This is a genomic window from Microbulbifer harenosus (assembly GCF_005771435.1).
Classification (GTDB): Bacteria; Pseudomonadota; Gammaproteobacteria; order Pseudomonadales; family Cellvibrionaceae; genus Microbulbifer; species Microbulbifer harenosus.
In genome coordinates this window covers 98,552-109,542 of record NZ_VANI01000001.1, presented here as the reverse complement: position 1 = coordinate 109,542, position 10,991 = coordinate 98,552, and the positions used below count along the sequence as shown (strand labels likewise).

General features: G+C 59.0%; 9 protein-coding genes. All 9 read right to left on the bottom strand.

Annotated features, from left to right (window positions below):
• Window positions 1–342: 342 nt before the first annotated feature.
• The 9 genes from FDY93_RS00485 to FDY93_RS00445 all read right to left on the bottom strand — a co-directional run bounded on the left by FDY93_RS00485 (window position 343) and on the right by FDY93_RS00445 (window position 10,732).
• Window positions 343–1,722, bottom strand: coding sequence for an AgmX/PglI C-terminal domain-containing protein (locus FDY93_RS00485; protein WP_138233778.1), 1,380 nt, complete (start codon window positions 1,720–1,722; stop codon window positions 343–345).
• Window positions 1,723–1,731: 9 nt separating this feature from the next.
• Window positions 1,732–2,307 carry an ExbD/TolR family protein gene (locus FDY93_RS00480; RefSeq protein ID WP_240914326.1) on the bottom strand — a complete coding sequence of 192 codons (576 nt, stop codon included), beginning with the start codon at window positions 2,305–2,307 and terminating at the stop codon, window positions 1,732–1,734.
• Window positions 2,304–2,906, bottom strand: coding sequence for an ExbD/TolR family protein (locus FDY93_RS00475; protein WP_138233777.1), 603 nt, complete (start codon window positions 2,904–2,906; stop codon window positions 2,304–2,306). The genes FDY93_RS00480 and FDY93_RS00475 overlap by 4 nt, the downstream gene beginning before the upstream one ends.
• The gene (locus tag FDY93_RS00470; protein WP_138233912.1) at window positions 2,906–3,682 is read right to left on the bottom strand and encodes a MotA/TolQ/ExbB proton channel family protein; all 777 of its coding nucleotides are present in this window, start codon (window positions 3,680–3,682) and stop codon (window positions 2,906–2,908) included. The genes FDY93_RS00475 and FDY93_RS00470 overlap by 1 nt, the downstream gene beginning before the upstream one ends.
• 287 nt (window positions 3,683–3,969) lie before the next feature.
• Window positions 3,970–4,278 (bottom strand): hypothetical protein, encoded by a 309-nt coding sequence (locus tag FDY93_RS00465; protein WP_138233776.1) that lies wholly within the window; start codon window positions 4,276–4,278, stop codon window positions 3,970–3,972.
• Entirely contained in the window at window positions 4,278–4,862 is a 585-nt protein-coding gene (locus FDY93_RS00460; protein WP_138233775.1) for a tetratricopeptide repeat protein, read from the bottom strand. Before FDY93_RS00460 ends, FDY93_RS00465 begins: the two co-directional genes overlap by 1 nt.
• Window positions 4,862–8,134, bottom strand: coding sequence for a tetratricopeptide repeat protein (locus FDY93_RS00455; protein WP_246068399.1), 3,273 nt, complete (start codon window positions 8,132–8,134; stop codon window positions 4,862–4,864). The genes FDY93_RS00460 and FDY93_RS00455 overlap by 1 nt, the downstream gene beginning before the upstream one ends.
• Window positions 8,127–10,220 (bottom strand): tetratricopeptide repeat protein, encoded by a 2,094-nt coding sequence (locus FDY93_RS00450; RefSeq protein WP_138233773.1) that lies wholly within the window; start codon window positions 10,218–10,220, stop codon window positions 8,127–8,129. The genes FDY93_RS00455 and FDY93_RS00450 overlap by 8 nt, the downstream gene beginning before the upstream one ends.
• Window positions 10,221–10,222: 2 nt before the next feature.
• Window positions 10,223–10,732: a hypothetical protein gene (locus FDY93_RS00445; protein ID WP_138233772.1), complete on the bottom strand. Its 510-nt coding sequence runs from the start codon at window positions 10,730–10,732 to the stop codon at window positions 10,223–10,225.
• Window positions 10,733–10,991: the final 259 nt, after the last annotated feature.

Here is a 10,991-nt window from a genome sequence, read left to right as displayed (position 1 = left end):
CGCACGGAATGTCTCAGTGTCGCCAGTGCATTTCTGAAAGATTTTCGCCCAGTTACTTCAGACTTCATCGCGTTCCGCTGCCAGTCAATTTGGAATTTCGAGAACTGCCGCACAGGCGACAGCACCGGGGAAGGGGCCGGTCGCGGAACTTTATTGGAAGGGGGTAGTCGGCACCGTGAAGCAAGTCAAACTTGTTGCGCCGTGGAGGGAACTTTTTCTACGTTTGCCAAACAGTTCTCAGGTAAAGCTCAGGTAATTTGTGAACTTTTTGGAACCAGGGCACAACCGCTTCACTTTTGCGAAGCGGTTGTGCCGATTGCGGCGCTGGGGCTCCGCCCCGGGTCAGGCCGCGGGGAGGAAGTCGATCGGGTAGAGGATGGTAATGGTCGGCACACCGGCTTTTTCGCCGAAGTTGAACCGCTTCACCCTCGCTACGATCTGGGAGTTGAGCGCGGGCGAATCCATATCGCTGCTCTCGACTTTGGCTGCGGATACCGAACCGTCTGGCTCGATGGTAATACGCAGTACCATCTTGCCCTGCAGCGCCGGGTTGTTGCGCAGCTCGCGATTGTAGATCCGGTAGAGTGCCGCTTTGTAGCGATCGAAGACGATCTGGATCTCTTCGTCGGTACGAGACGGACCTACGCCATCGCTGAGCGGTCGCTCTTCGCCGGCAAAGTCGCCCTCGGTGCCAATACCGCTGGATACCCGCGAGAAGCTGACACCGTCCAGTGCCGTACCGACACCACCGGCATTGCGGCTAAGCGCGGCCGTATTGATCCCGTCGGAACCGGATTTCGCCGCGGCGGTAATCAGGGAGCGCTGGCTGCGGCTCTCCTGCTTGCCGGCGGTGCTGAGCTGGGTCTGTTGGCCGAGACGCTGGTCGAGATCGTCCTGGATCAGGTCCTGGAAGTTGTCCTTGAACGCCAGCACGCCGGCGCGCTCGACTTTCTTGCTCACCTGCTTCTTCTCAACATTGGATGGCTTGGGTTCTTCCTTCGCCACTTCCTGTTTCGGTTTCTCAGGTTCCGGCTTCTTCTCTTCCGGTTTCTGCACTACCTGTTCGGGCGGTGGCTTTGGCTTGGTTTTCTTTTCCAGAACCAACTTGGCCAGACGCTCGGGCACTTCTACCACTTCGTTTTCATCAGGCTCCGGCAACTGCCATACGTGGATGCCGAAGCCGAGGAAGAACGCCAGCAGCAGACATGCGAGCAAGCTGATACGGAAGCGGCGCTCGTCTTCGCCGTTGGTGTTCCACGGCATGATGGCGTTGCGGAAGGCGGAGTCGCCCAACTCGCGCGTGACTTCATACTCGTAATGGACATCTTCTTCGGCCTGGCGAATCTCTCGGAATTCTGCATCCAGGTCGAACAGGTCATCACGGCAGTCTTCTATCTGGTCCTGCAGCTTGCGCTTGCGCTCGTGCAGCAGATTCAGATTGGCCTGATAGATACTTACGGTTTTCTGCAGCCGATGAATCAGCGCCTTGGATGCGTCCTGCTTATAGTGCTCCGCCCAAAACAGGTCGCCGGCACCGGCCTCTTCAAGCTTGCCAAGGCGATCGGAAATCTCGTCCAGCAACTGGTGCTTGGCTTCATCCCGGCGCAGCGTATCCAGCTTGCCATCCACCTGACCGTACTCGCTTTCGAGCGCGGCCAACTGCTGGCGAACCGCTTCCTGCTTCGCTGTCAGTGCCTGTCTTTGTTGATGAAAATTATTCACAAACGCTCACTAACTCTGAGATGCTTTTTGAATGACCGCCAGGGAAATACGCGTATATCCGGCATTGGTGCAGCTGGACATGACTTTTTTCAGCACGCTGAATGGCACACCGCGGTCCGCCAGAATGTTCACTTCCGGTGGTTCTTCCAGCAGTTCCGCGGCTTCTGCGGTGACGTCTTCACCGGCGGCGGCGCGCTCTGCCAGTTTGGCCTTGGCTTCTTCCAATTCAGTACCGGCCATGGTCATGGCCTTGCCCACTTCCTGGATCATCGCCTGCTGAATGGCTTCGATTACCAGCTCTTCGCTCTGGAACAGTTCCTCGGTGGTCATCACCGGCTTAGCTTCGATCAGCACTTCGTCGTGGGTGACCATCAGGGTGACGGTTTCCCGCGGCTTGGATTCCACCACCGAGTCCGGCAGGGTGATGACCTTGGGCGCTTCGATGGCCTCGTTGCTGGAACTGTTGGTGAGCAGGAAGAACACCAGAATGGTAAACACGTCCATCAGCGAGGTGAGGTTCATGCCCGGCGTTTTGCGCTTGCGGCTGCGCGCCATGCGCTTCATACGTCTGCTTTCACGTTTCACGGCGCGTCTCCCAGGGATATATCGGGAAAGAGTTCCATTGTTTCAGCCTTCGCGTCCGGATCTGGTACTGCGCCCTCTTCCGGTGTCGGCATGACTTGCGCACTGCGCACGGTATCCATGACGCCCACAAGGTGCTCATAAGCCACTTCCGGCTCCATCAGCAGTGTGGAATCGGTTTTGTCCGGATAGGTCTGCTTGATGCGGATCAGCTGCTCGCGCAGCTTCGCCAGGTCGTACACTTCTTCGGTGGGTGGAACAATGGGCAAGCCGTGTTCGTCCACGGGCGTTTCCGCCTGTGCCGCTTCATCTTCGCCCTCACCCGCTGCGGTTTGCCCCTGGTTCAGGTTGGGAAAACGCGCAATGACTTTGGAGCCATCGCTGATTTCCAGTACGTCTTTGCGCACCACCACTTCCAGGGTCACGCCGGGGTCGTCGGCTCCGCCACCGGCGCCGGTGGGCATATTGAGCTCGAGAATGGTGACCCTCGAAAACACTGCGGATACCAGCAGGAAGGGCACCAGCACCACCATCAGATTGAGGAAGGCGGTGATGTCCAGCTCCGGCGCTTCTTTGGATCTGCTGTGACGCCTGTTTCTCATTACGCGGATTCCGGTTTGGAATTTTTGTCGGCGCCGGCGTCAGCCGCGGCGGCGTTCTGCTGCGCTTTCTGGGTCTGCTCAATGTCGCGGTTGACGGGTTTTGCCGTCGGCGCTTTTTCTTCGGCGGACGCTTCGCTGCGGCGGCGGGTGCCGGAGGACATGATGTTGAGTGCTTTGACGGAGACCATTTCGAGGCTGTCGACGATCTGGCCGGTTAGGGAGTTGAGTAGTGCGTGCACGATGAGCAGCGCGATACCGACCATCAGGCCGAAGGCGGTGGTGTTCATGGCCACGGAGATACTGGCGGACAGGAGGTCGGCTTTTTCTGCGGGGTTGGCATTGGCTACGGCGGTGAAGGCTTCGATGAGGCCCATGATGGTGCCGAGCAGGCCGAGGAGAGTGGCGATGTTGGAGCCGAGCGCGACGTAGGGGGTGCGCTTTTCCAGCTGTGGGATGGTCTCCATGATGCTTTCTTCCATGGCGATTTCGATGTCTTCGCGGCGGCGTACGGCGCCTTGACGTTCGAGGCCCATGGCGAGCAGTCGGCCTACGCCGGTGTTGTCGTCTTTGACGAGGTTGCGCGCGCGGTCAAAGTCGCCGGTGTTGAGTACCGGTTGGAGCTTTTCCCAGGTGGCGCGGTTGGTGTGGCGTTCGTAGACGAGGCGGACGTATCGTTCGATCGCTACTGCGGCGCCGAGTGCGAATACCACCAGAATGGGGTACATGAATGCACCACCGGTCTGGAAAAACGCGACTACGCTGTTCAAGAAATCCATCATTTGCCCCTCTTGGTTTTCTTTCTCGGGTCCGCGGTTTGGTTCCGCTTTGCCTTGGTTTGACCTGTTGTGGTCGATTTTTGGTTAATTACTTCGTAGCTTTTCATTGAGCTCTGGTTAGGGCTCGGTGGCGGCGGGCCACCGGGGACGAGTTTTCAAAACCGCTGTGAATACATCCCTGTACGCTGCGTCGGCAACATCCCTGTTGCCGACGCTTTTGAAAACTCGCCCCCGATGTCCCTCCTTCAATTCGTATCATTGTGCTTCGTAAGCACTAATGGCTGCTCTTACTCATCCGTGAGGCTGAGTTGATAGAACTCGAGCTCTCTTGAAAATACTTCTTTGTCCAACGGCTGCAGCCTCGGGTCTAACAGACTGGAGTTGAGGCCGCTTTCAACGCCGACTTCCGAGCTCTTCCACGGCACGATGTAAAGAGACTTCGGAGCTTCTTTGTTGCCGATGATGGAGATGCCGGAGAGTTCCTTCACCTCCTTGTCGACTTTCGCTTCGCTTTCTTTCTGCTCTTCCTGTGCATTCACCGAAATCACGGTGAGCAGCAGGAAAACGGTGGCAATCGTCTGCAATGCGTTTTTCATCAGTTGGCTCTCCGCTTGAGGTCGGTTACCCAGATGGCGACTTTGGGATCTTCAGGCTGATACTTCAGGTACTGCTCGAATTGTGCGAGTGCACAATTCACATCCTGGAGATACAGGTCGCAGAGGATGCCGAGATTTTTGATGAGCGGCAGGTTTTCCGGGTGCAGCTGCAACGAATCACTGTAGGTTTTTTTGGCTTCTTCGAAGCGCCCCTGGCGGCGGTACAGCACGGCCAATTCGTTACTGGCTACCGGGTCCAGCGGGGCGGCGCGCAGGGCCTGGAGGAAGGATTCTTCCGCGTGCTTTTCGTCGCCGGTTCTGTAGTAGGCGATGCCGAGGTTGACGTAGGGGGCGGAAAGGCGTTGTTCGCGCTCGACGACGCTCTGTAGCAGTTCGATGGCTTCGGGGTAGCGCTCGCCCTGCAGGTATTCCACGGCCTGCAGGAAGTCGCGGTTGACGCTGCCGGAGACGCTGACGTTCATGGGGTCAACCGGGCGGCTGGAGGTTTGCGGGCCGCTGGCGCAGGCGCTTAACAGCAGTACTATTGCGCAGAGGGCGAGGCGCGGGATGTATGTGAATGGCATTAGCCCTGCTCCTCCTCGGTTGCGTTTTCGGCAATGACGGCCGGTGTAGTGCTTTCGCTTTCTTGCGGTTGCTCGGGTGCCGCATGCTCTGGAGCGGGTTCTTCCACAACCGGCTCCCCTGCCGCGGCCTCTTCCGCAACTTTGGGCACAGGCACAATGGTCATGACGATATTGCCGACGTCTTCCGGGCGCTCGTAGCGCGCGGGCATGAGGCCGGCGAGCTGGTCGATACTTTTGGCGACCCAGTTGTTGTAGATGCCCGCAGCCATCAGGTCGATGTTTTTCTCGTGTACAGAGATGGCGCGTTCTTCGAACGGGTAGATCTGTTCTTCCAGCGCCAACTCGTAGTCCTCCAGCTCCATCGCGTCGAGATTGGTGGGACGCTCGGAGTCTTTGAGGGCGCGGCTGAAGTGCAGATAGATTTCACCGAGGTAGAAGGTCGCCGCGGCGGTGACGTCGGCTACCTGGTAGTCGATCAGAGCGGTAAAGGCGCTGGTGGCGGCCTTCATGCGCGCGCGTTTGGTGTTGAGATTCTGCTCCAGCGGTGCGACCAGCGCGATTTCCGCAAAGGATTCGAATTTGGGCTCCGCGAGTTTTAGGGCGGCGTTGCCCGCAAGATAGCGGGTGCGGTCATTGCGCTCGTCACCACCGCGCGCTTCAAGGCGCACCATGTCATCAAGGGTGTTGAAGTACGCTTTCTGATTGCCGCTGTTCTGGTAGATGTCGGCAATTTTCTGGCGGGTTTCCAGTGCGGGCTCCATGGGACGCGGGAAGAGTTTGACGTAGCGGTTGAGAGCCGCCAGTGCCTTGTCGTAGCTCTTGGCCGCACTGTACAGGTCCGCAGCTTGGGTAAGCGCTTCGCGACGCACGTCTTCGTCTTCGGATTCGCGCTCGATGCGCTCGAACTCTGCGGCGGCCAGCAACAGCTGCCCACTCTCCTGATAGACCACCGCGAGCTTTTTGGTGACTTCTTTCTGCAGCTCGTGTTGCGGGTGGTTGTTGCGGAATGCTTTCAGCACATCCGCTGCGCGGGTCCAATTTTCCAGCTGAATCAGAGAGGCGGCGGCGTCGTATTCGGCGGTAGCGAGGATGCTCGCACCGGGCGCGGCATTGCGGATACGCAGGAAATGCTCCGCGGCCGCCAGGTGGTCTTCGGCTTTGCGCGCCTGGTCGCCCTGCTGGTATATCGCGCCGGCGAGGTTGTCCACCAAATCCCCGCGATCCTTGGCGTCGGCGGCGGTCAGGCCCAGCGCCTGGCGGTAGCCTGCTTCCGCATCGGCGTAGAGTTCGGTATCGAAGGAGGCGTGAGCCACCAACAGCCAGGCGGACCGGCGGATCTCGCGGTCTGCTGCGGGGAATTTTTCCAGCAGCAGTCGGCCGTTCTGGATCGTTTCCGGGAAGCTCTTCAGCTTGTACAGGTCGTCCACCGCGCCCAGCAGAATCTGCGGGGCCTTTTCGTGCTGCGGGAAGGTTTCCGCAAAGGTGAGGGACGAGCGGATGATTTCTTTCTGCACACCGGTCTTCTGCGCGGTGCTGCCGGTGGCGAGATCGTTTTTCAGGTGCTCGCGGTAGGCGAATACGGCGGCATAACCGGCTTCGCTGGCGTTCTTGTTTTCACTGTGTGCGCTGTACTGATACGCGGTGCGCTCATATTCCACCGCGGCGTTGAGGAAATCCTTGTTCTCCAGCATCAGGCCGGCGAGCTGGTAGTTGATTTCCGGCGCCTTGGGTTTATCCGCGAAGGACCCGAGGTAGCGGCGATACCAGTGGATGGCCTCGAGATAGTTCTCGCTGCGCTTCTTGGCGAATTCCTGATCCGTGGTTTTCACGTTCTGGTAGGCGGCGTGGTAGTGACTGGCCAGGTCGATCAGGTTGGTCTGCAGGAATTCCACCACGGTGGCGTATTCCTGGATATCGAACACGGTCCAGTACTGCGCATCCAGTGCGTAGGTATTGGCGAACGCTTTTTTCGCATCCAGCACCAGACGGGGGAATCCGCCCTTCTGGTAAATCTCGATCACGCGGATGGAAAAGTCGGGCGCCACCTTGTGCAGCGGGTTGCGCTCCACGAAGGCATTGTAGGATTCCGCCGCATCCTGGTAGCGGCGTTTGTCCAAGTAGTATTCACCCAAGTGGCTGTATACGTAGGACTCGTAATCCCGCGCGCCCTTGCGGGTGAAGTAATCCACGATGGATTCCGCACCCCCGAGATAGGAGAAGCTCAGGCTGATAACGCGGAAGGTATCCTCGATGTGCTTGCGCTCGGTCTCGTTGGTCTGCTGTTCGAAGTCGTAGCCCTGGGCCACTTTGTAGTCGAGCATGCGCACGAAGTCGTCGAGCGCCATCTCGTACATGTCCTGTTTGAACAGGGCCCAGCCGCGCTTGTACATGGCCAGTTCGTAGAAGCTGGATACCTCGCCCATGTCGATCACACGGCCGTAGGACTCTTCTGCGTCGAGGTATTTTTTGCGGGTGAAATAGTATTCGCCAAGGCGGAAATAGGCTTCATCCAGATGGCGGGAGGCCGGGTACTTGGCCACCAGCTGACGCAGGATAGCGACGGCCTCTTCGATTTCACCGGTTTCCTCGTAGGCCCGGGAGAGCTGGTACATGACCTGGTCGTTGCGCTCATACAGCGGATACTGCACCAGCAGTTTCTTGTACAGGGCAATCGCCTCGCGGGCGTTGGCGGCGAGCAGCGCATCCGCATTGTCGCCGGGCACGGTGACATCCGCACCGCTCTGCATTCCACTCAGATCCACGGCACCACTGGCGCGGGACTCGAAGTCGGACTGACTCTCGTCCTGGATATTGGCAACGCTATCCAGTGCAGCCTCGGATGCGGTTGCGCTGGAGGCTACACCAGCCACTTCCGGTGCATCCAGTTCCGCACGCGCCGCTACGGCCTTTTTGCTCGCGAGCTGGTTCGCCGCGGCAACATCTTCTTCCGACAGGATACGGGTTTCGGTACTGCTCGGCAGAATGCCCTCTTCCGCGCGGTGCGCCTGCTTGATCTTCAGGTCGGCAATACGGCGAATGGCCTCCGGCGTGAGTGCGGTTTCCGGAGTTTCCTGCAGGTATTTCTGGTAACTGGCGAGCGCCTTTTCCAGGCTGCCATCGATATGGGTTTCCTGGATCTTGATATCGACCTTCTGCAGGCTGCCGATGGTCTGGCCGCTATTGCTGGCACAGGCGCTGAGCAACAGCGCGACGGAAGCGGCAGTGACGAGGCCGAAGGTATTGATCGCCGCGGAGAGCTGAGTTTTATTCATCGGCATCTCCCGTTTCGCGCTCCGGAGCCTCGAGTTCTGGAGGATTGTCCGTGGGCAGCGGTTCGCCATCGGGATTTGCGGCCGGCTCCGATGGCGGAACGTCGGGCTGAGCAGGTGCGGACTGTTTGAGTTCTTCCATCCGCTGCTCGTACTCCTCGATCTTGCGCTGATCCGCGCGCTGTTCCTGCAGCTCGTTGGCGCGGTCGTAGCTGTCGGCCAGGGCAAAGCGAGCCTTGATCTGGTAGCTCTCCAGCTGCGCGCGGCGCTGGTCCAGTTCGTTGATCGCCAGCTGCTCCAGCATACGACCCTGCCGCGCCATCAGCAGCTCGATGCGATCCTGGGCGCGATTGAGCCCGGCGCGCAGACTGGTGATCTGGTCGGTATAGCCCTCGTAGCTATGGGTTGCCGCCTGGCGGGTGCGCACGTATCGCTGATAAGTTTCCTGCAGGGTGGCGATGACAGTGTCCAGTTCCTGCAGGTGTTTGTAGGCTTCGGTCAGCCGCTCGTCGAATTCGCGGGACAGGCGGAATTTCAGCACGCCTTCGAGACGCGCGATGCGCGCTTCGGTTTCCTCGCTGTTCAGGCTGGGGTTGTAGGCGAGGATTTCGCGGATCCGCTCCAGGAGCAGGCGGGATTCGGTTTCGTCACTTTTCGCCAGCAGCTCGGGGCGGCGATTGACCAGCAGATTTTCAATGCGTGCGGCGAGGTGCTGGCGCTGCTCCAGGCGCATCTTGATGCGGGCGTCGACCTGGCGGAACTGCACATCCAGCCCCGGCAGGATCGGCTCGTAGTAGCCACGACGCACCGCAATGATTTCCTCAAACGCATCCAGACTCTGCAGCCAGTCCTTGTTGCGCTCCAGCAGATCGTTCAGATCCTGATAGTTGCGCAGGAATTCCTGATAATCGTTGGACGCCATCAGGTCCAGCAGGTAATGGGTTTCCGGGGCATCCGGCAGTTTGCGCAGCTCCACCACCCAGTTCTTCACCTGGCTCGCCTCTTTGCGGCGCAATGCTTCCAGCAGCTTGCCCTCGCGGATGCTGCGAATAGAGCGGGTGAGCACATCCACCTGATTGCCGAACAGGTCCAGCGCCTGGCCGTAATTCACCGCCGCGGTGCTGTGTACATCCAGCTTGCCATAGGCATAGGGCACCGCGAGCATGGCCTCCTGCACCGCGGCATTGGTGGACTGGCGCTGGGTGAGCAGTTGCCACGGCACCAGCGCGCGATCGAAGCGGCCCGCGTTGGCCTCTACCCAGCCGGCGCCCAGCAGTGCCTGATTGGAAAAGGGGCCGGAAAGCTGCACGCGATCGAAATAGGTGCGCGCGCGCTCGTATTCTTTGGCTTCCATCAGCTGGTAACCGAGCAGCAGATTGGTTTTGTCCTGCAATGCGCTTTTGGCATCGCCGCTGCCGGCGTTGCGTCCGAGGCCATCCAGTTCCAACACACCTTTTTCGGTTTCGCCCGCTTTCAGCAGCGCGATCCCCAGGTTGTACTCCACAAACCCGGACAGGGATTTTTCGCCCTTCAGGTCTTTCAGCAGCGCTACCGCCTCTTCGAAGCGGCCCAGCTGCATGTAAACCCGCGCGCGCAGGAACTGCTCTTCTGCGCGCACGCGCTCGGGCACCCGTCCCTGGATCAGCTCCAGGGCGTGCAGGGCGTTGGCAAACTGTTGTTTGTGGTAGTGAATTTTTGCCAGACGGTAGGCGGCTTCGTTCTTAATGGGTTGCGATACATCGCCGTTCAGCACCTGTTCCATGGCACGGCCGGCTTCCCGGTGCATACGATAGGAAAGCTCGAGGTCACCCACCGCAAATTCCGCCTGACCAAAGTGCAGGCTGAATGGGTCCAGTTCCGGGTCGTCCAGCAGGCGAAACTGCTTGAGCTCCGTATCCAGGCCCGTGATCGCGTCGAAATAGTTGTCCTGATACGCGTCGAACAGCGCTTCGCCGAAAAACAGATCGCGCAGCGTCTTGGTCTGCAACGCGCTCGGATCGGAATCGACGGGGGCTTTGGCCTGCGCAGGCACGGCGCACAGCGCGGCGAGCGCAGCACCAGCGATCGCACTGGCCAGACGGGAGTTCATGCTTACCAGTCCTTGAAGTTGATGGCGGACTGGTTGCCGGCGATCTGGATCTCAACGAATTTTGGACCTACCGCCTTCTCCACGCTGTAACTGGCGGTCGCGCGGTACTCCTTGCCGGACTTGGACTTGCCGAAATAAGTCACCTCCAGCGGGTGCGCACCGGTCTGCACGTTGGCGGTGTGAATACGCTGCACGCCGCCCTGCTGCAGGGCTTCGATTTCGCGGTAGGTGTAGAGGTGGTGGGCAACGATCTGGTTATCGAGCTTCACCTCGACGGATTCCAGACTGAACTCTTTACTGTTCGGCAGGGAGACAAACAGGGCAACCTGGGTGTTAGAGGGGAAGAGCAGTTTTTCTTCAAGACGGTTGAGCTCAGACGTGAGACCGATCACATCCTTCTTCACATCCTGGATCTGCTCATCGAGGCCGCGGATTTCTTCCCGGCTGACTTCTTGCGCATTGGTCGCAACCGCCAGCATCAGCGCGGCGGCTGCCATCAGAATTCTGTACATATCCCTTTTACCTCGAACCCCAACCCTGAATTGGATTTCGCTCGCCATAAATGTCAGGCAAGAGCGATTTGCCGTGGGATTGTATGGCAAGGGGGGCGCAGGGATATGTGAGGCGCTTCAAAACTCGCGCAGAGAGTTGGATAAGAATTTTTTCTTAAAATTCAAAGCACAAGAGAAAAAAGCTCGATTATGTGACAGGTTTCACGAGCGTTGCGCAAAGTACCCTTGTGCGCGCGGTCACGTTTTTGGATGCAACGGC

What these genes read in the sequence shown, in the direction of transcription:
- FDY93_RS00470 (WP_138233912.1), bottom strand. Translation starts at nt 3,682, where the DNA reads ATGGATTTCTTGAACAGCGTAGTCGCGTTTTTCCAGACCGGTGGTGCA.
- FDY93_RS00455 (WP_246068399.1), bottom strand. Translation starts at nt 8,134, where the DNA reads ATGAATAAAACTCAGCTCTCCGCGGCGATCAATACCTTCGGCCTCGTC.
- FDY93_RS00445 (WP_138233772.1), bottom strand. Translation starts at nt 10,732, where the DNA reads ATGTACAGAATTCTGATGGCAGCCGCCGCGCTGATGCTGGCGGTTGCG.
- FDY93_RS00465 (WP_138233776.1), bottom strand. Translation starts at nt 4,278, where the DNA reads ATGAAAAACGCATTGCAGACGATTGCCACCGTTTTCCTGCTGCTCACC.
- FDY93_RS00460 (WP_138233775.1), bottom strand. Translation starts at nt 4,862, where the DNA reads ATGCCATTCACATACATCCCGCGCCTCGCCCTCTGCGCAATAGTACTG.
- FDY93_RS00450 (WP_138233773.1), bottom strand. Translation starts at nt 10,220, where the DNA reads ATGAACTCCCGTCTGGCCAGTGCGATCGCTGGTGCTGCGCTCGCCGCG.
- FDY93_RS00475 (WP_138233777.1), bottom strand. Translation starts at nt 2,906, where the DNA reads ATGAGAAACAGGCGTCACAGCAGATCCAAAGAAGCGCCGGAGCTGGAC.